Origin of the sequence: Streptomyces sp. NPDC059788 (genome assembly GCF_042732265.1) — a bacterium.
Classification (GTDB): Bacteria; Actinomycetota; Actinomycetes; order Streptomycetales; family Streptomycetaceae; genus Streptomyces.
Window position 1 is genome coordinate 123,760 of record NZ_JBHWHY010000009.1, and the last position, 19,316, is coordinate 143,075.

At 72.5% G+C, this 19,316-nt stretch carries 19 protein-coding genes; 9 read left to right on the forward strand and 10 right to left on the reverse strand.

Annotated elements, in window-relative coordinates; all coding sequences use genetic code 11:
* Window positions 1-68 precede the first annotated feature (68 nt).
* Complete coding sequence (locus ACFV57_RS10570; RefSeq protein WP_385228353.1) at window positions 69-578, forward strand: DUF3574 domain-containing protein; 510 nt, start codon at window positions 69-71, stop codon at window positions 576-578.
* Between the two features lie 147 nt (window positions 579-725).
* Window positions 726-1,442, forward strand: a complete 717-nt coding sequence (locus ACFV57_RS10575) for an NADPH-dependent F420 reductase (protein ID WP_385228356.1) — start codon at window positions 726-728, stop codon at window positions 1,440-1,442.
* Between the two features lie 41 nt (window positions 1,443-1,483).
* On the opposite strand, the gene ACFV57_RS10580 is transcribed toward ACFV57_RS10575, so the two are convergent.
* Window positions 1,484-1,696 (reverse strand): DUF4287 domain-containing protein, encoded by a 213-nt coding sequence (locus ACFV57_RS10580; protein ID WP_385228359.1) that lies wholly within the window; start codon window positions 1,694-1,696, stop codon window positions 1,484-1,486.
* 157 nt (window positions 1,697-1,853) lie between these two features.
* Between ACFV57_RS10580 and ACFV57_RS10585 the strand changes: the two genes are divergently transcribed.
* Complete coding sequence (locus tag ACFV57_RS10585) at window positions 1,854-2,414, forward strand: DUF3995 domain-containing protein (protein ID WP_385228362.1); 561 nt, start codon at window positions 1,854-1,856, stop codon at window positions 2,412-2,414.
* Here the strand turns inward: ACFV57_RS10585 and ACFV57_RS10590 are convergent.
* A complete protein-coding gene (locus ACFV57_RS10590) occupies window positions 2,350-3,204 on the reverse strand; it encodes an SDR family oxidoreductase (protein ID WP_385228365.1) in 855 nt (284 codons plus the stop codon). The two genes, ACFV57_RS10585 and ACFV57_RS10590, sit on opposite strands and share 65 nt — an antisense overlap.
* 358 nt (window positions 3,205-3,562) lie before the next feature.
* Here ACFV57_RS10590 and ACFV57_RS10595 point away from each other — a divergent pair, with 358 nt between their 5' ends.
* Window positions 3,563-4,882 (forward strand): DUF2993 domain-containing protein, encoded by a 1,320-nt coding sequence (locus ACFV57_RS10595; protein WP_385228368.1) that lies wholly within the window; start codon window positions 3,563-3,565, stop codon window positions 4,880-4,882.
* Window positions 4,883-4,920: 38 nt separating this feature from the next.
* On the opposite strand, the gene ACFV57_RS10600 is transcribed toward ACFV57_RS10595, so the two are convergent.
* From ACFV57_RS10600 to ACFV57_RS10625, 6 genes are all read right to left on the reverse strand, one after another.
* A complete protein-coding gene (locus ACFV57_RS10600) occupies window positions 4,921-6,432 on the reverse strand; it encodes a sensor histidine kinase (protein ID WP_385228371.1) in 1,512 nt (503 codons plus the stop codon).
* Window positions 6,429-7,166, reverse strand: a complete 738-nt coding sequence (locus tag ACFV57_RS10605; protein ID WP_385228374.1) for a response regulator transcription factor — start codon at window positions 7,164-7,166, stop codon at window positions 6,429-6,431. The genes ACFV57_RS10600 and ACFV57_RS10605 overlap by 4 nt, the downstream gene beginning before the upstream one ends.
* 170 nt (window positions 7,167-7,336) lie before the next feature.
* Window positions 7,337-7,636 (reverse strand): hypothetical protein, encoded by a 300-nt coding sequence (locus ACFV57_RS10610; protein ID WP_385228376.1) that lies wholly within the window; start codon window positions 7,634-7,636, stop codon window positions 7,337-7,339.
* A gap of 169 nt (window positions 7,637-7,805) precedes the next feature.
* A complete protein-coding gene (locus ACFV57_RS10615) occupies window positions 7,806-8,948 on the reverse strand; it encodes a S1C family serine protease (RefSeq protein ID WP_385228379.1) in 1,143 nt (380 codons plus the stop codon).
* Window positions 8,949-9,036: 88 nt separating this feature from the next.
* Window positions 9,037-10,107 carry a LacI family DNA-binding transcriptional regulator gene (locus ACFV57_RS10620; RefSeq protein WP_385228382.1) on the reverse strand — a complete coding sequence of 357 codons (1,071 nt, stop codon included), beginning with the start codon at window positions 10,105-10,107 and terminating at the stop codon, window positions 9,037-9,039.
* 24 nt (window positions 10,108-10,131) lie between these two features.
* The gene (locus ACFV57_RS10625) at window positions 10,132-10,971 is read right to left on the reverse strand and encodes a response regulator transcription factor (protein ID WP_385228385.1); all 840 of its coding nucleotides are present in this window, start codon (window positions 10,969-10,971) and stop codon (window positions 10,132-10,134) included.
* A 294-nt stretch (window positions 10,972-11,265) separates the two neighbouring features.
* Between ACFV57_RS10625 and ACFV57_RS10630 the strand changes: the two genes are divergently transcribed.
* Window positions 11,266-12,123, forward strand: coding sequence for an alpha/beta hydrolase (locus ACFV57_RS10630; RefSeq protein WP_385228388.1), 858 nt, complete (start codon window positions 11,266-11,268; stop codon window positions 12,121-12,123).
* Window positions 12,124-12,204: 81 nt separating this feature from the next.
* On the opposite strand, the gene ACFV57_RS10635 is transcribed toward ACFV57_RS10630, so the two are convergent.
* Entirely contained in the window at window positions 12,205-14,106 is a 1,902-nt protein-coding gene (locus tag ACFV57_RS10635) for an ABC transporter ATP-binding protein (RefSeq protein WP_385228570.1), read from the reverse strand.
* Between the two features lie 59 nt (window positions 14,107-14,165).
* Entirely contained in the window at window positions 14,166-15,899 is a 1,734-nt protein-coding gene (locus ACFV57_RS10640; RefSeq protein WP_385228391.1) for an ABC transporter ATP-binding protein, read from the reverse strand.
* Window positions 15,900-16,104: 205 nt separating this feature from the next.
* Between ACFV57_RS10640 and ACFV57_RS10645 the strand changes: the two genes are divergently transcribed.
* From ACFV57_RS10645 to ACFV57_RS10660, 4 genes are all read left to right on the forward strand, one after another.
* Window positions 16,105-16,350, forward strand: coding sequence for a MoaD/ThiS family protein (locus ACFV57_RS10645; RefSeq protein ID WP_385228573.1), 246 nt, complete (start codon window positions 16,105-16,107; stop codon window positions 16,348-16,350).
* An 8-nt stretch (window positions 16,351-16,358) separates the two neighbouring features.
* Entirely contained in the window at window positions 16,359-17,909 is a 1,551-nt protein-coding gene (locus ACFV57_RS10650; RefSeq protein ID WP_385228394.1) for a hypothetical protein, read from the forward strand.
* Between the two features lie 279 nt (window positions 17,910-18,188).
* The gene (locus tag ACFV57_RS10655) at window positions 18,189-18,899 is read left to right on the forward strand and encodes a DUF2993 domain-containing protein (protein WP_385228397.1); all 711 of its coding nucleotides are present in this window, start codon (window positions 18,189-18,191) and stop codon (window positions 18,897-18,899) included.
* 261 nt (window positions 18,900-19,160) lie between these two features.
* Window positions 19,161-19,268, forward strand: coding sequence for a putative leader peptide (locus ACFV57_RS10660; protein ID WP_385228400.1), 108 nt, complete (start codon window positions 19,161-19,163; stop codon window positions 19,266-19,268).
* The last annotated feature ends 48 nt before the right edge of the window (window positions 19,269-19,316 follow it).

Consider the following 19,316-nt stretch of genomic DNA (forward strand, 5'->3'; position numbering starts at 1 on the left):
GCCCGCTCCCGCCCGATACCTTCGCTTCGCGATCCGCCCCGCACTCCGCACCCCGGAAGGCACGGCACATGACCCTGTCGCCCGAACGCTCCGTCCCCTCCCCCCGCCGCCGCTCGCGTCTGCGGCCGGCCGCCATCGCTCTGAGCGCCGCGCTCCTGGGCGCCGGAGCCCCCACCGCGTATGCGGCGCTCGCCGACGAGTCCCGTCCCGCCGCCACCGCCGCGGCATCCCCGAAGGCCGCCGAAGGGCGCCCCTACATCGAAACCAGCCTGCTGTTCGGCACCGCCCGGCCCGACGGCGGCCCGCCGGTCACGGACAAGGAATTCCACGCCTTCATCGACGCGTTCGTCACCCCGCGCTTCCCCGGCGGGCTCACCGTCCAGGACGGGTACGGCCAGTACCGCGACGCGCACGGCACGATCGAGCGGGAGCGCTCGTACGAGCTGATCCTGCTCTATCCGACGTCCGAGGCCCGGCCCAACGGTCCCAAGATCGAGCAGATCCGCGCCGCCTACCTGAAGCGCTTCGGCCAGGAGTCCGTGGCCCGTATCGACGACCGCGCACGGGTCGACTTCTGACCGGCGGCGCCCCGAGCCCGTACAACATGTTCACCTGGGGGTGAACATGAGCTAGGGTGGCGGCATCCCCGCCGGTGTGGACCGGATCGGCCCGGACCGGTCCGGCCGGGCCGACGATCCGCCACCACAGCAACGAGGTTGAGGGACATGCCGACTCTGGGAATCATCGGAAGCGGACGCGTCGGCACGGCGGTCGCCCGGCTGGCGGTGGCGGCCGGCATCCCGGTCGTGGTCGCCAACTCCCGCGGCCCGCACAGCCTCGCCGGGCTGACCGGCCGGCTGGGTCCGCTGGCCACCGCGGGCACCGCCGAGGAGGCCGCGCAGGCCGGCGGACTCGTCGTGGCGTCCGTACCGCTGACGGCCGTCCCCGCCCTGCCGGCGGCCGCCCTGCGGGGCCGGACCGTGCTGGACACCATCAACTACCACCCGGCCCGCGACGGCCGGATCATCCCGCTCGACCGCGAGGAACTGACCACCGGCGAACTCGTCCGCCGGCACCTGCCCGGAGCCCGCCTGGTCAAGGCGTTCAACAACATCCTGGCGCACCACCTCCCCCAACTCGCGCGCCCCACCGGCGCACCGGACCGCACCGCGCTGCCGATCGCCGGCGACGAGGCCTGGTCCAAGGCCGCGGCGGCGGCCCTGATCGACCGGCTCGGCTTCGACACGGTCGACGCCGGACCGCTGGCCGCGTGCTGGCGGTTCGAGCCGGAGTCCACCGCCTGCACCCGGATGTACGCCGCCGACCCGGACGTCCCGCGCGAGGGCCTGGCCGACGTCCCCGGCCTCCCCGTCCCCGCCGAAGGCCTGCGCGCCGCCCTCACCCACGCCCGGCGCGTACGCGTCGCCGACCGCACGTACTGACCGACGCGCCCACGCGCTCTGCGACCCCCCCTTTCAGCCTCCTACTTGGCGGCCTCCGCGAGCGTGTGCGCGACCAGGGCGTTGGCGTGCCCGTGTCCCATGCCGTGCTCGGCCTTGAGCCAGCCGACCAGCTCCATGTGCCTGCTCAGCGGCGAAGCCCGGATCAGGCCCTTCCACTCGGCTATCGGCCGCCCGTACTTCGCCTCGATCGACGGGAAATAACTGGCCGGTCCCTTCACAGCGTTCTCAGTCATGACCGCAGTGTGGCACCGACCACTGACAACGCCCCTGACCTGCGGGGCACATGAGGCGAGACGCCTGGCCGCGGCGGTCGGGCACTCCCCTGGGCGGCGGAGGCGGATGCTACCGCGGGTGGACGCCGGAGCCGTGGGGCGCTCGTAGCGTCGGGGCATGCGATCTCAAGAGCGTTGGGCGTGGGCGGCGTTCGGATGGATGGTGACGAGTTTCGGATGGCATCTGTGGATGGGGGTGGAATACCGGCGGGCCATGGCGGCGGGGAGCGACGAGGCGCCCGTGTGGCTGTTTCTCGCCTATGACGGGTTGATCACGGCGATGTCGGCCGCCGGGGCCGTGATCATCCTGGCCACGGTGCGGCCGTGGGGCGGCCGGTTTCCGGTGTGGATGATCCGGGTGCCCCTGTGGTTCGGGGCGGTGCTTCTCGTCGTACGGGGTGTGCCCGGTCTCGTCGAGAACGTGACGACGGCGACCGGGCTCACCCCGCGCGGGCTGCTCGGGCGGGCCGCGGAGTTGGCCGATACCGGATCGGGTGCGTTCTGGACCGGTATGACCATCAATGGCTACTTCTTCGTGGGGGCGGTGGTGCTGGTGCCGGTGGCCGTCGCGTTCGAGCGGGTCGTGGCTGCCGGGCGGGCCGGCGGGGGCCGGGTCAGCGGAAGTCGGCCGCGTGGTCCTGGGCCCACTGCTCGAACGTACGGGCCGGGCGACCGGTGACCTGCCGGACCGTGTCCGTGACCGGCGCCGTCGTACCGACGGTGGTGGCGAAGAGCCGGAAGAGTTCGAGGAGGGCCTCCTTCGGGATGCCCGGTGTCGCACGCTCCTCGGCGGCCTCCTCCTCGGAGACCGTCTCCACCCGCGTCGGGCGCCCGACGGCCCGGCCGATGGCGAGGACCTGCTCCTCCCTGGTGAGGGACGCCGGTCCGGTGACGACGTACGCCTGGCCGGTGTGGGTGCCGGTGTCGTCCAGGAGGGCCGCGGCGGCGACGGCGGCGAGGTCGTCCTCGTGCACGGGCGAGGTGGCGGAGCCCGGGTGCGGGTCGCGGACGACGCCGCTCTCCCGGATCTCCCCGGCCCACTGGAGCGCGTTGGCGGCGTAGGCGCCGCCGCGTATGAAGGTCCATTCCAGGCCGGAGGCGCGTACCGCGTCCTCCACGGCGCCGTGCATCCGGGCGAGGAAGTTGTCCGCGTCCTGCGGGCCGCCGGTGACGGCTATCGAGGAGTTGAGGACGATACGGCGCACACCGGCCTTCGCCGCCGCACCGACGACGGCGCGCGCCGCGTCGCCACCGCCCGCCGCCAGGTTGAGGAAGAGCGCGTCGGCACCGCGCAGAGCGGGTTCGAGCGAGGCCGGGTCGGTCAGGTCCGCCCGTACCGTCTCGGCCCCGGACGGCAGCGCGGCCCGCTCGGGGTCGCGGGTCAGGGCGCGTACGGAGGCGCCCTCCGCGAGCAGCCGCCCGACCAGACTGCGGCCGATGTTGCCGGTGGCCCCGGATACTACGATCATCGCTGCGCTCCTTCAGGAAGCGTGGTCACCCGTCGTATGCCTGCTGACTCGGACCAACACCGGGCCGCGCGGGAAATTCCCGGCGGCGGCCTCCGGCGGGCCGCGCACCGCCCCGCGCACCGGCGGGTTTTGGCCAAGCGGGCGGGACAAGCCCGCGTATACCTCACTTACCACCAGTAAGACTTGCGTTCGAGGGTCGTGCGCATGGTGGGATGGCCTGATGCGCATCCCCACACGCATACCCTCACCCTCCTCGAAAACCTCCCCCACACCGGACACATCGGAAGCACGGACAGCGGCAGCGGACCGGCGCTCTCCCACCGCAGCCGCTCGTGACGAACAGGGCAGCGCGGGCGATATGGGCATCAAGGACGGCGGTCCCGACGCCGGCGGCCGCGAGCCGGGCGACACCGCCCGCTTCGAGAAGATCAATCCGTACGCCGACCTGGCCGCGCTCGCCGACCCCGAGCCGGAACCCGGCGCGGGCCCCGAGGCCGGTCCGGCGCCGCTGACCCGGCGTACGTACCTCAACGAGCGCGACGACAGCGACGACCCGCTGGGCCTGGGCCTGCGCTCCGACGAGGACGATCCGCACGCCTGGAGGCCGCCCAACCACCGCGGCCGCAAGCGCGGCATCCGCCGGTTCGCGGCGGTGTCGAAGACGGTGAAGCTGCTGATCGCGGTGCTGGTGTGTGTGGCGTTCCTGGCGCTGTCGGACCGGTTCGCGGTGCTGTACGCGCAGAACAAGGCCGAGGAGAAGCTGAAGGAGTCGCTGCACCTGAACGCCAACCCGGAAGTGGACATCAAGGGCTTCCCCTTCCTGACGCAGGTGCTCGGCAAGCGGCTCGACCAGGTCGACGTCACCGTGCCCGACCTGGCGGCCGACCGGGTGTCGCTGGCCAAGGTCGAGGCGAGCGCGCGGGACGTCCGGCTCGACGGCGACCTGCCCGCGTCCATCAGTGGCGCGACGGTCGGCACCATGCGCGGCACGGTGCTGCTGTCGTTCGACGACATGAACCGGGAGCTGGGCGCCTCGCAGGTACGTTTCAGCGAGCTGGGCCCCAACTCCGTACGGGCGGTCGGACAGCTGCCCATCGCCGGGCACGAACTGCGCGTACGGGCGGAGGCGCACATCCGGCAGGCCGGCGACCGCGGGATCTCCACCGACATCAGCAAGATGCGCCTGGACATCGCCGACGTCGCCGTCTACCGCCCCGGCACCGGCAAGGAGGAGGGCCTGCGGCTGACCCGCAAGGCCGCGGCCGAGGTCAGCAGGCAGGCCGCCAAGGTGAAGTCGCTGCTGGGCGTGCCGGCCATCGCGGAGCGCATCGGCATCCCGCAGCAGACCATCGACGACGCGCTGCGCAACGAGAAGAAACTGCACGACCTGACCGGGGCACCGCGCTTCATCGAGCAGCTGATGAAGGTCAACCTCGTCGATGTCGTGATCGAGCACCCGTGGCTGCTCCAGAAGGTCGGCATCGACCCGAAGATCCTGGGCGCGCTGTCCGGCCTGACCAAGCCGCAGCTGGCCGACCGGCTGTCGCTGTCCTTCCGGCTGCCCGATACGCCCGGCGATGTACGCCTGCGGGACATATCCGTGGAGAAGGACGGAATCCGGGTGCGGATCTCCGGTTCCGGACTGCCGATCGGCAGCGCCGCGAAGGGCAAGAAGTAGGGCCGGGGCAGGCGGCGGCCGAAGGGGCCGCCGCGCCGCTACGGCTCCGGCAGGTCCGGCGGCGGCGTGGGCGCCCCCGGCAGGCTCAGCAGCGCCTCGGTGCCGCCGCCCGGCGCCGCCCGCAGCCCCACGGAACCGCCCGCCTGGTACGCCGTACGCGCCACGATCGACAGCCCCAGACCGCTGCCGGGAAGGCTGCGCGCGGACGGCGACCGCCAGAACCGTTCGAAGACGTGCGGGAGTTCCTCCTCGGGGATGCCGGGGCCGTGGTCGCGCACCCGCAGCTCGCCCTTGTGCAGGCTCACCTCCACCGCGCCGTCCTCCGCGCTGAACTTGACCGCGTTGTCCAGCAGGTTGACCACCGCGCGTTCCAGCGCCGCCGGCTCGCCCCGTACGTACCAGGGGTCGAGCTCGGCGGTGATGTCCAGCGAGGGGCCGCGCAGCCGGGCGCGGCGCAGGGCGGACCCGACGATGTCGTGCAGCGCCGCGACCGGTACGCAGGCCGCGCCGTCCGGCCCGGTCTCCGGCGTGCGGGAGAGTTCCTGGAGGTCGCCGATGAGCGCGGCCAGCTCCCCCATCTGCGCCTTCACCGACGCCAGCAGCGCCTGCTTGTCCTCGGCCGGCAGCTGGCGGCCGGACTGCTCGCTGCGCACCAGCAGGTCGACATTGGTGCGCAGCGAGGTCAGCGGCGTCCGCAGCTCGTGCCCGGCGTCCGCGATCAGCTGCTGCTGGAGGTCACGGGAGGAGGCCAGCGCCGCGGTCATGGAGTTGAAGGACCGCGACAGGCGGGCGATCTCGTCCTCGCCCTCGGTGGGGATGCGGATCGTCAAGTCCTCCGTACGGGCGACGTGTTCGACGGCTTCGGTGAGCCGGTCGACGGGTTTCAGGCCCGCGCGGGCCACCCACAGGCCCGCGGTGGCGGCGCCCAGCACGCCGATGCCGGTGACGATCAGCAGGATCAGCGCGAGCTGCTGGAGCGGATCGGTGACCGGCTCCATGGGGGTCGCGATGGAGATCGCGAACCGGCGGCCGTCCGCGTCGGTCAGCGGGCCGTGGAAGGGGCGGGTGATCACCCGCATCTCCTTGCCGTCGTTGGCCCGGGTGGTGTGCAGCGCTTGGTCGGATTCGCCCTTGGCCACCGCCACGTCGGCCTGCTGCACGGGGATGCGGGTCTTCTCCCACCAGGTGCAGACACTGCCGGCGGCCGTCACGATCTGGACCGTGTACTGGGTGGGCAGTTTCAGCCGGACGTCGTCCGGCACCGGGTTGTTGCACCTGGCGCCCAGCTGCTGCACGTACTCGGCGGCCACTTCCTGGCGGCTCAGCGTCTCGTCGAGCTGTTCGGTGAGCCGGTCGCGGGTCACCAGCCAGCAGGCGGCGGCAGCGGCGGCCACCGCGATCGCGACGGCGACCGCGGTGAGCCCGGCCAGCCGGGAGCGCAGCGGCAGCTGCCAGTAGCGGCGCAGGACGCGTTCCTTCAGGCCGGGGCGCGGGGCCGCGCCGCCGTCCGGGGAGGCACCCGCGCCCGGAGCCGGTCTCGCGTCGCTCATTCGGCGCCGCCCTCGGCGCGCAGCACGTAACCGACGCCGCGCACCGTGTGCACCAGCCGCGGTTCGCCGCCCGCCTCCGTCTTGCGGCGCAGATACATCACGTACACGTCCAGGGAGTTGGAGGTCGGCTCGAAGTCGAAGCCCCAGACGGCCTTCAGGATCTGCTCGCGGGTGAGCACCTGGCGCGGGTGCGCGAGGAACATCTCCAGCAGCGTGAACTCGGTACGGGTCAGCTCGACCGGCCGCCCCCCTCGGGTGACCTCCCGCGTCGCGAGGTCCATCCGCAGGTCGGCGAAGGTCAGCGCCTCGCCCTCCGCGGGCTGCGCGCCGGCCGCCGCCGCGTACGAGCTGCGGCGCAGCAGCGCGCGGATACGGGCCAGCAGTTCGTCCAGCTCGAAGGGTTTGACGAGGTAGTCGTCGGCGCCCGCGTCCAGGCCGGTGACCCGGTCGCCGACCGTGTCGCGGGCGGTCAGCATCAGGATCGGTACGGTCACGCCGCTCGCGCGCAGCCGCCGGGCGGCCGTCAGCCCGTCCATCCGGGGCATCAGCACGTCCAGGACGATCAGTTCGGGGTCGTAGGAGGCGACCTTCTCGACCGCGTCGAGCCCGTCGACGGCGCGCTCGGTGCCGTACCCCTCGAAGGCGAGGGAGCGCTGCAGCGCCTCCCGGACGGCCGGCTCGTCGTCGACGATCAGGATGCGGGCGGGCTGATCACCGTGCTCGGCGGGGCTCATCGGTGTGACTACCTCGGATGTGGGTGTGGGCGGCTGACCGGGGGTTCCGCGGTCCTGCCTGTCAGCCTTGCACGTCGGCGGCCGGGGCGCGCCGCCCGGCGCGGTGTCACCGGTGCTCCGCGGGGCGCCCGGGGCGTGCGCCGCGGAACCGTCGTGCCGGGCCGTGGCGGTCACCTCCGGGCGGCGGCCCGGGTCGACCGGGCCGGCCCCGGCGCGGCGGACCGCTTGGGGCGCGGGCGTGCCGTGGCCGCCACCTCCGTGGGGCGTTCGGCGCGGGCCCGCTCCACCCGGGCGCCGGCCTCCGCCAGGTCGAGGGCCAGGTCCAGGTCGGCGGGCCCGGTACGGGCGCCGGCACCGTGGTCGACGGACAGCACACCGGCGCTGCGCCGGTCGTCGCCCGCGCTCCAGGCGATGACGGCCGCGAGGGCGCGCCGGGCGTGGTGGACCTGGGCGGTGATCTTGCTGGCCATGGTGGCCTCCTCGTACGTGAGGTTCGGGGCGTCGGGGGAGGAAGGAGGCAGGAGGGTGGGTGTGGGGGGGTGGGGTGTGGGGGGCGCTTGGGGAGAAACGTTTCGGGTCGGGTCGGTGTCCGGACAGCCGCTCCCGCGCGGACTCCGGCGTACGTCCCGCCGTCCCGCCTCAGCTCTTGCTGCTGCCGCCCGCCCGCAGGTTGGCGAGGTCCGCCTTGACCGTGTTGATCGGGATGGCGAAGCCGAGGCCGACGCTCCCCGCCGAGCTGCTGCCCTGCGCGGAACTCGGCGAGTACATCGCGGAGTTGATGCCGATGATCTGGCCCTTCATGTCGATCAGCGCGCCGCCGGAGTTGCCGGGGTTGAGCGCCGCGTCGGTCTGTATGGCCTTGTACGTGGTCTTCGAGGAGCCGGTGTCGCCGTTGTACTGGTTGCCGCCGAACTCGAACGGCCACCGGGGGCTGCCCTGCTCCTGCTGCTGTTGTCCCTCGTCCTTGGGGACCGTCACATCGCGCTTGAGGGCGGAGACGATGCCGCTGGTGACCGAGCCGGTGAGGCCCTCGGGCGAGCCGATCGCGACGACCTCGTCGCCCACCGCCAGGTTGTCGGAGTTGCCGAGCGAGGCGGTGGTGAGGTTCTTGGCGCCCTTGACCTTGATCAGCGCCAGGTCCTTGTCCGGGTCGGTGCCCACCACGTCGGCCTTCTTCTTGCTGCCGTCGCTGAAGGTGACCTCGACCGAGTCCGCGCCGGCCACCACGTGGTTGTTGGTGACGATCTCGCCGTCCGGGGTGACGACCACGCCGGAACCGGTGGACTCGCCGCTCGCCGTCCGCGCCTTGATCTCGACTATGGCGGGGGTGACGGCCTTGGCCACCGCGGAGACGCCGCCGCCGCTGCTCTTGGCGGAGCCCGTGTTGACGGCCGGGGTGGTGGTGTTGGACCGCGGCTGGTCCGTGGCGCTGCCGATGAGTGCGGCGCTGCCGCCGCCGATGAGGCCGGAGGCGAGGGCCACGGCCGCGATCAGCGCGACGGGGCGGCGGGCGCGGCGGCGCGGCGCGGGCGCGCCGGTGCCGGTGGCTTCGGGGCCTTCCGGGCCGCCGGGGCCGCCCGTACCGCCGAATCCGGCGGTGCCGCCGGGGGCTCCGGGGCCCGCGGGGGTGCCTGCCGCCGACTGCTGCGCGCCGTACGGCGGGTGGGGCGGGGGCGGCGGGTAGCCCGCCCCGCTCGTCCCGGCCTGCGCCTGCGCCTGCGGCCCGTGAACGTAACCCTGCTGCTGAGTCTCGTCGCCGCTTCGGCGGTAGGTCTCGGTCATGTACCCGACTTTGCGAGCCGACCATGAGAACCGTCTGAGAACGTCCTGAGAGGCCCGACAGAAGTAGGTATGCCCGGTGTAAGGAAGATCAGTTACGGGCGGACCGCTCGGCGCCCGGCGTCGAGCCGACGGCGGCCGGACCGCACCCGCACGAGCCCCGGACCACCAGCCGCGCCGGGAACAGCCGCAGCCGCTCGCGCCGCGACCCGACCACCCGCAGGCCGTCGTCCAGCACCAGGTCGACGGCCGCCCGCGCCATCGCCTCCCGGTCGGAGGCGACCGTGGTCAGCGGCGGGTCGGTCAGCGCCGCCTCCTTGACGTCGTCGAACCCGGCCACGGCCAGTTCGCCCGGTACGTCGATGCGCAGCTCGCGGGCGGCCCGCAGGACGCCGATGGCCTGGTCGTCGGTGGCGCACATGATGGCCGGCGGCCGGTTCGGGCCGGCGAGCAGGTCCAGGGCGACCTGGTAGGCGTCGTAGCGGTTGTACGGCGCCTGGAAATATCGCCCTTCGAGCGACTTTCCGGACTCCTCCATCGCCCGGCGCCAGCCCTCCAGGTGATCGGTGACCGGGTCGCCGGACTTCGGGGTCTCCTCCGTACCGCCGAGGAAGGCGACGTACGGATGGCCGTGTTCCAGCAGGTGCCGGGTCGCCAGCTGCGCGCCGCCCACGTCGTCGGTCATCACGGCCACGTCGTCGATCGCGTCGGGACGGCGGTGCAGCAGCACCACCCGCGCGTCCCAGGCGTCGATCTCGGCCGCCGCGTGCTCGCTGGGGCCCTGGCTGATCAGGATCAGGCCGGCCACCCGCATCCCCAAGAAGGCGCGCAGGTAGTGCACTTCGCGCTCGTCGAGGTAGTCGGCGTTGCCGACCAGGACCATCTTCCCGCGCTCGGCGGCGGCCTGCTCGACGGCGTGCGCCATCTCCGCGAAGAACGGCTGCCGGGTGTCCGGCACGATCAGGCCTATGAGGTCGGTGCGCCGGGACGCCATCGCCTGGGCGACCCGGTCCGGGCGGTAGCCCAGCTCCTTGATCGCGGCGAGCACCCGCTCGCGCGTGGCCGGGGCGACCGGCCTCGGTCCGTTGTTGATGACGTAACTCACCACGGCGGTCGAGGTACCCGCCAGTTTTGCCACATCATCCCGCGTCACCTTGGCCACGCGCGGCAGTCTACGCGGGTCGCCTCAGCTCTTGGCAGGCCGAGCCGCGGCGGCTTCCATCCCGGCACCGGCGCGCGAGGGCGCGGAACGGCGCGCGCCCGCGCCCGCGCCGTCCTGCGGACCGTCGCCGTTCACCGCGGCCCGGCCGCCGCGCTTGCCCTGCGGGTCCTTGTCCTCCGCCGCGCGCTCGGGCTTCTCCGGCGTGACGAAGCGGTAGCCGACGTTGCGTACGGTGCCGATCAGCGACTCGTGCTCGGGGCCCAGCTTCGCGCGCAGGCGCCGTACGTGGACGTCGACGGTGCGGGTGCCGCCGAAGTAGTCGTAGCCCCAGACCTCTTGGAGCAGCTGGGCGCGGGTGAAGACCCGGCCGGGGTGCTGCGCCAGGTACTTCAGCAGCTCGAACTCCTTGAAGGTCAGGTCCAGGACCCGGCCCTTGAGCTTGGCGCTGTAGGTCGCCTCGTCCACCGACAGGTCACCGTTGCGGATCTCCATCGGGCTGTCGTCGACGGTGATCTGCTGGCGGCCCATGGCCAGCCGCAGCCGGGCCTCGACCTCGGCGGGGCCCGCCGTGTCCAGCATCACGTCGTCGATGCCCCAGTCCGCCGTGACGGCGGCCAGGCCGCCCTCGGTCACCACCAGCACGAGCGGACAGCCGGGCCCGGTGGAGCGCAGCAGCTGGCACAGCGACCGTACGTGCGGCAGGTCGCGCCGCCCGTCGATCAGTATGACGTCGGCGCCGGGGGTGTCCACCAGAGCCGGTCCCTCGGCGGGGGCGACCCGCACGCTGTGCAGCAGCAGGCCGAGCGCGGGCAGCACCTCCGTCGAGGGCTGGAGTGCGTTGGTCAGCAGCAGCAGCGAGCTCATCACCGATCACCCGCCCGGGTCCCGGCCGTTCGTTTACTGCCTTTTGTGTCCTGCACGCTTCGCTCGCCCATTACGTCTGGTTCCTCCTCGGTCCCTGCGAACGGGGCCCCTCCCATGCCCGGTCCCGGCCATGGGGGCGTATGCGGCACTGCTTCGTACGGGTGGCTCCCGGGCCCCGTTCAGGGGGCCCCGCGGAGCGCCGGTGTGCTCATCCGCGCGTGAACGCGGAGGAAAGCACAAAAGGACCCGGGGGCAACGCTGCCCGGATCCTTCTTGCCCAGCAGAATAGCCCACATGACTTCCGGACCCGAGGCCGATTTTGCGCGATCTTGTGTTCCGTCGATCACTTCGAGTGGCCGGCGCACGGCGTTGTTGACGGAGGACGGGGTCCGGGTCGAAGCCGTCCACACGCCGGTGCGCGCCCCCTCGGCCGCCCCCGCGGACGGTCTCGCCGTCGTGCTGGCGCACGGCTTCGCCGGGGCGTTGGAGCGGCCCGCGCTGCGCCGGGCGGCCGGGGTGTTCGCCCAGCATGCGGGCGTGATCACGTTTTCCTTCCGCGGGCATGGGCGATCCGGGGGACGCTCCACGGTCGGCGACCGCGAGGTGCTGGACCTGGCGGCCGCGGTCGGCTGGGCGCGGGCTCTGGGTTACCGCCGGGTCGCGACCGTCGGCTTCTCCATGGGCGGCTCGGTCGTCCTGCGGCACGCTGCGCTGTTCGGAGGGGCGCGCGGGGGGCGCACGGATGCGCGCACCGACATGGTGGTGTCGGTGAGTGCTCCCGCGCGGTGGTTCTACCGGGGTACGGCCTCGATGCGCAGGCTGCACTGGGTGGTGACGCGGCCCACGGGACGCCTGGTGTCGCGCCTGGGGCTGCGGACCCGTATCCACCCGGAGGGCTGGGACCCCGTACCGCTCTCCCCCGTCGCGGCGGTCCCGCGCATCGCGCCCACCCCCCTGCTCGTCGTGCACGGCGACCGGGACCCGTACTTCCCGCTGGACCATCCGCGGATGCTCGCCGCCGCCGCCGACCCGGCCACCTGCGACCTCTGGCTGGAACGGGGCTTCGGCCACGCGGAGAACGCCGCGCCCGAGGCGCTGCTCGCCCGCATCGCCGGCTGGACGGCCGAACGGGCGGCGCAACAGACGGCGTGACCGTGACGGCGGCCCGTACCGGGAGAGGTACGGGCCGCCGTCACGGGCGTCACGGGCCGGTGCGCACCGGCCCCGCCCCGCTCACTCCGCCTCCGCCAGCGGCTCCGCGAACTGTGCCGCGTACAGCCGCGCGTACGCGCCGTCCGCCGCCAGCAGCGCGTCGTGGCTGCCCTGCTCGACGATGGCCCCGGACTCCATGACCAGGATCAGGTCCGCGTCGCGGATCGTGGACAGCCGGTGCGCGATCACGAAGCTGGTGCGGCCGGTGCGCAGCTGCGCCATGGCGTGCTGGATGAGCACCTCGGTACGGGTGTCGACCGAGCTGGTGGCCTCGTCCAGGACCAGGATCGCCGGCTCGGCGAGGAAGGCCCGCGCGATGGTGATCAGCTGCTTCTCGCCCACCGAGACGTTGTCGCCCTCGTCGTCGATGACGGTGTCGTACCCGTCGGGCAGGGTGCGGACGAAGCGGTCCACGTGGGTGGCCTTCGCCGCCTCGATTATCTTGTCCATCGAGGTGCCCTCGGGCGCGCCGTAGGCGATGTTCTCGGCGATGGTGCCGCCGAAGAGCCAGGTGTCCTGAAGGACCATGCCGATGTTGGAGCGCAGCTCCTCGCGGGTCATCGCCTGGATGTCCACGCCGTCCAGGGTGATCCGGCCGCCGCGTACCTCGTAGAAGCGCATGAGCAGGTTGACCAGCGTGGTCTTGCCGGCGCCGGTCGGGCCGACGATCGCGACGGTCTGGCCCGGGTGGACGGCCAGCGACAGGTCGTCGATGAGCGGCTTGTCGTCCTCGTAGCGGAAACAGACGTCCTCGAAGACGACGTGGCCGCTGATGTGCTCGGGGCGCTGCGGCCGGGCGTCGTCCGGCTCCTGCTCGTCGGCGTCCAGCAGCTCGAAGACCCGCTCCGCCGAGGCGACGCCGGACTGCACCAGGTTGGCCATCGAGGCGACCTGGGTGAGCGGCTGGCTGAACTGCCGCGAATACTGGATGAAGGCCTGGACGTCGCCGATGGACAGCGCGCCGGAGGCGACGCGCAGGCCGCCGACCACCGCGACCAGGACGTAGTTCAGGTTGCCGATGAACATCATCGCGGGCTGGATGATGCCGGAGATGAACTGGGCCTTGAAGCCCGCCTCGTACAGCGCGTCGTTCTGCTTGCGGAACAGCTCGGCGGACTCCTTCTGGCGGCCGAAGACCTTCACCAGGGAGTGGCCCGTGTACATCTCCTCGATGTGCGCGTTGAGCTTGCCGGTGGTCTTCCACTGCTGGACGAACTGCGGCTGCGCCCGCTTGCCGACCTTGGTGGCGACGAACACCGAGACCGGGACCGTGATCAGCGCGACCAGGGCCAGCAGCGGCGAGATCCAGAACATCATCGCCAGCACGCCGACGATGGTCAGCAGCGAGGCGACGATCTGGCTCAGGGTCTGCTGGAGCGTCTGCGCGATGTTGTCGATGTCGTTGGTGGCGCGGGAGAGGACCTCGCCGCGGGGCTGCTGGTCGAAGTAGCGCAGCGGCAGCCGCGCCAGCTTCTCCTCGACCTGCTCGCGCATCCGGAAGACCGTGCGCTGGACGACGCGGGTGGCGATGCGGGCCTGGACGAAGCCGAAGAGCGAGGCGCCGACGTAGATCAGGAAGACCCACAGCAGGACCACGCCGACGGCGTCGAAGTCGATGCCCTGGCCGGGTACGACCGGCATCGTGCCGAGCAGGTCGGCCAGCCCGTTCTCGCCCTGTCCGCGCAGGTGGGCGACGGCCTGGTCCTTGGTGATGCCGCCGGGCAGCTGCCGGCCGACGATGCCCGCCATGATCAGGTCGGTGGCGTGGCCGAGGACCTTCGGGCCCAGCACGGACAGCGCGACGCTGAGCACACCCAGCACCAGCGCCACCCACATCACCGCCCGGTCGGGCGCCATCTGCCGCAGCAGCCGCAGCCCCGACCCGCGGAAGTTCATGACCTTCTCGGTGGGCTGGCCGCCCATCATGCGCGCGGGCCCGGCGGCCGGCGCCGGGCCGCGCCGCTGCGGGGCCTGTGGACTACTCACGCCGCCTCCTGCTCGGTGAGCTGGGAGAGGACGATCTCCCGGTACGTCTCGTTGTCCGCCATCAGCTCGGTGTGCGTGCCGGTGCCGACCACCCGGCCCTCGTCGAGGACGACGATGCGGTCGGCGCCGCGGATCGTGGACACCCGCTGGGCGACGATCACGACGGTGGCCCGGTCGGTCTCACGGGCCAGCGCGGCCCGCAGCGCGGCGTCCGTCGCGTAGTCCAGGGCCGAGAAGGAGTCGTCGAACAGATAGATCTCCGGCTTGCGCACCAGCGCCCGCGCGATGGCCAGGCGCTGCCGCTGCCCGCCGGAGACGTTGCCGCCGCCCTGGGCTATCGGCGCCTCCAGGCCGCCTTCCATGCGCTCGACGAAGTCGCGGGCCTGCGCGGTGCCCAGCGCGTGCCACAGTTCCTCGTCGGTCGCGTCCGGGTTGCCGTAGCGCAGGTTCGTCGCGACGGTCCCGGAGAAGAGGTACGGCTTCTGGGGTACGAGGCCGATGGCGGTGGCCAGGGTCTCGGGCGCGAGGGTACGGACGTCCACGCCGTCCACGAGCACCGCGCCGCCCGTCGCGTCGAACAGCCGCGGCACCAGGCCCAGCAGAGTGGACTTGCCGCTGCCGGTGGAGCCGATGACGGCGGTGGTCTCGCCGGGGCGGGCGATCAGCGAGATGTCCTTGAGGACCGGTTCCTCGGCGCCCGGGAAGCGGAACTCGACGCTCCGCAGCTCCAGTTCGCCATGCCGGCGCAGCTCGGTGACCGGGGCCTTCGGCGGGGCGACGCTGGTGTCGGTGGCCAGCACCTCCTGGATGCGCTCGGCGCAGACCTCGGCGCGCGGCAGCATCATCACCATGAACGTCGCCATCATGATCGACATGAGGATGTACATCAGATAGCTGAGGAAGGCGGTCAGCGCGCCGATCTGCATCCCGCCGCTGTCGATACGGTGCCCGCCGAACCAGACGACGGCCACGCTGGAGACGTTCACGACGAGCATGACCAGCGGGAACATCAGCGACATCAGACGGCCGGCGCGCAGCGAGACGTCGTAGAGGTCGTGGTTGGCGCCGGCGAAGCGCCCGCGCTCGTACCCGTCGCGGACGAAGGCGCGGATGACCCGTATGCCGGTGATCTGCTCGCGCAGCACCCGGTTGACGGTGTCGATGCGCTCCTGCACACCGCGGAACAGCGGGCGCATCCGCCGGATGATCAGCGACACCAGGATCGCCAGGACCGGGACGATGACCAGGATGAGGCCGGACAGCGGTACGTCCTGATTGAGCGCCATCACCACGCCGCCGACGCACATGATGGGCGCCGCGACCATCATCGTGAACGTCATCAGGACCAGCATCTGGACCTGCTGGACGTCGTTGGTGGTACGGGTGATCAGGGACGGCGCGCCGAACCGGCCCACCTCGCGGGCGGAGAAGGACTGCACCCGGTCGAAGACCGCCGTCCGGATGTCGCGGCCCAGCGCCATGGCCGTACGGGCACCGAAGTAGACGGCGCCGACGGCGCACACGATCTGCAGCAGCGTCACGGCGACCATGACGCCGCCGACGCGCAGGATGTAGCCCATGTCGCCCTTGACGACGCCGTCGTCGATGATGTCGGCGTTCAGGGTGGGCAGGTAGAGGGTGGCCAGCGTCTGGATGAGCTGGAGCAGCACGATCAGGGATATCGGGCGCGTATGGGGCCGCAGATGCGCCCGCGCCAATCGGACCAACACCTTTCGAGACTATGCGAGCGATTACCGGCGGCAATCGAATTTCCGGGCGCCACTCGAACGGGTCAGGAGGTTTTGCCAGAACTTGTCCGGACACCCGCCGGACTTGCCCGGAACGGGACCAGGCGCGGCGTACGCCATCATGGAGGCACCCTGACGACGCACGACGAACGACGATGAAGAGGCCGCCGTGACAACAACTGGCACCGTGCGCTACTGGGCCGCGGCGAAGGCCGCCGCCGGCACCGCGGAGGAGCCGTACGCGGCGGCGACGCTCGCCGAGGCACTGGCCGCGGCACGCGAGCGGCACGCCGCGAACCCGGAGTTCGCCCGCGTCCTGCTGCGCTGCTCGTTCCTGGTGGACGGCGACCCGGTCGGCGCCCGCGAGCACGCGGCCGTCCGGCTGGCCGAGGGCGGCACCGTCGAGGTCCTGCCGCCGTTCGCGGGAGGATGAGCGAGACCATGAGCGAGAACCAGCCGCAGCATCCGTACGGGTCCTACGACCCGTACCAGCCGCAGGACCAGCAGCGACCGCCGCAGCAGCCGGCGCCCGACCCACAGGCTCCGTACGGAACGCCCGGCACGCCCGGTGCGTACGAGACCGGCGGTGCGTACGGGGCGCAGGCGGCGCAGTCGTACGGCGGTTACGACGCCTCCTACGGTCAGTCACCGCACCAGTCGTACGGGCAGCAGCCGCAGCAGTCCTACGGCAACCAGGCATACGGAACCCAGCCGTACGGGCAGCAACAGCACCAGCAGCAACACCCGCAGCAGGGCTACGACACGTACGGGCAGCCGCAGCAGTCCGCCTGGCCCGCGGCGGCCGGTCAGCAGCAGCAGACCGGCCAGTACGGACAGCCGGGCCCGACCGGCCAGTCCGGCCAGTACCCCACCGGGCACGACGGCCGGGGAGCCTACGGCCAGAGCCAGGCCGGGGCCGCCTCTTACGGACACGACGCCTACGCCACGGGCGGCGGCCAGGACGACCCGCAGACCCAGATCTGGACGGCGCCGACCTGGGACACCAACGTGCTGCCCGTCATGAACGGGCCGGAGCCGGCGGCACCGGACCCGTCGGCCGCGGAGACCGCGTACCTGCCCAAGCAGAGCCCGGCGCCGGCCACCGCCCGGAGCTCCCAGCCGCAGCCACAGCCCGGCGCCGGTCCGCAGCACCGGTCCGCGCCCTCCGCCGCCTCCGGGCCTTCCGCCCACGGGCCCGAACGGCCCGCGGACGGCCCCGCGCCCGACCTCTCGCGGCTCGCGCCCAACCAGCGCGCCCGCGCCGAGGGCCGCTCGCCGATCATCCCGCCGGGCCTCCAGCCCGCCGCGGTCACCGCCGCGCTGGCCCTGCTCCTCGCCCTCGCCGCCCCGCTGCCGCGGGCGGCCCTGATGGTGCCGGTGATACTGCTCCAGGCCGTCACCGCCGCGGGCTGGTTCCGCCTCAACGGCATGTGGCCGGCCCGGCAGGGCATCGCGCTCGCCTTCCTCGCGGGCGTCACCACCGATATCGCGCTGCTGGCCACCAAGCGCGACCAGGCGCCCGTGGTCGCCATCGGCACCCTCGGCGTCTGGTGCCTGTTCATCCTGATCCTCCAGCTGCGCAACCGCAGCAGCGCGGACGAGCGGATGTACGCGCTGACCGCCGGGCTGACCTCAACCGCCCTCACGGTGATCGCCGCCGGCCAGCTCGCCGCCACGGCCGCGGCGGTGACGGTGGGCTGCGTCGCGGTCGCCGTGACGACCCTCGCCCGCGCGCTGCCCCTGCCGCAGCCCGCCTCCCTGGCCGTCGCCCTGCTCGGCGGCGCGGGCGCGGGCATCGCGGCCGGCCGGCTCACCGACCTGGGCGCGGCCGGCGCCCTGCTGGGCCTGATCGCGGGCGGCTGCGCCCTGATCGGCCTCCGTGTGGCCAGCTACGACTACCCGTCCCGCTTCGTCCACCTGACCGCGGGCGTGGCCCTGCCCCTGACCCTGGCGGCCCCGGCGATCTACGTACTGGGGCGGGCACTGGCGTAAGCGCGTGCGGGCCCGGCGCCACCCGGGCCCGCACGATCAAGCCCGTCCGGCGTTTGAGGACACAGTGACCCGGAGGACACAGCGACCGGCGGCAGGCCGGTCCGCGGCTCGGAGCCCGGCACCGCCCCCGAGCCGCCCGGAGCATCCGTGACGAAGGCACACCAGGCCACGGAAAAGCACCGGTCCCTACGGGCCGGTTAGGCTCGCACGCAACAGACCGGGGGTCTGACCCGGAAAACCCGGGCCGATTTCGGCCCCACGCCTGGGGGTAGTGGTTCGATGCGCGCACTGCGAGTGCTGTTGGTGATCGTCGTGATACTCGGCGGCCTGTTCGTCGCCGCCGACCGGCTGGCGGTGAACTTCGCCGAGGACAAGGCCGCGGACAAGATCCGCAGCAGTCAGGGCCTGGACCGTACGCCGGAGGTCTCCATCACGGGCTTCCCGTTCCTGACGCAGGTCGCCGGCCGCAGCCTGGACGAGGTGGACGCCAGGATCGACGGTCTGAACGCCACCGCCGAGGGCCGCACGCTGCGCATCCAGGAGCTGTCGGCGCAGTTCCACGACGTGAAGCTGACCAGCGACTACTCCTCGATCGAGAGCGCCGCGAGCGCCACCGGCGAGGCCCGTATCTCGTACGCGGACCTGACCACCGCCTCGGGCAAGAACGTCAAGGTGGCCTACGGCGGCGAGAAGAACGGCAAGAGCCAGGTCAAGATCTCCCCGAACCTGCCCAACCTGCCGATGCTGAACTCGCTGGAGGTCACCGGCACGGTGAGCGTCGTCAACGGCGACACCGTGCGGCTGCGCGCCGACAAGCTGCCGGCCCTGTGCTCCCAGCTGTCCGCCTGCCGGGACCAGGTCCGCGCGCAGACCGACCACGAATGGAAGCTGAGCAAGCTGCCCGGCAACCTGAAGCTGGACAAGGTCGTCACGACGAGCGAGGGCATCTCGATCTCGGCCAGCGGTACGAACGTCAAGCTCCCCGGCTGATCCGGCCGTGCCACGACCGGGCCCGGGCACCTCCCCCCACCCCGGCCCGGTCGGCAATGGTACGAATCACCATGAATCACCCGCGCGTCCATGCACTGAGACGGCGCGTCCCGCAAACCAGACCCCCACTGGCGCGCGCCCCGCGGCGGCGCGGCCCGCGCTCCTCCTCCACCCCCTTCGCGTACCGCCATTCGGACCGACACGTCTCAATATCCGACACACCGGTGACACGTCCGGCCGACCCTCCCTACGATCGGTCGCATGCAGAGCTCTCTGAGCGGTCTCCGTCACCGGGGACAGGCGAATCTCACGAAGCGGCGGGCAGTCGACCTGTGCCGCGTCGCCGCCATGCTCTGTCGCACTGCCTGACGGGCGGTCCCTTCTCCCGTCCCCGCCCGGCCCGGACCACCGAGGCCG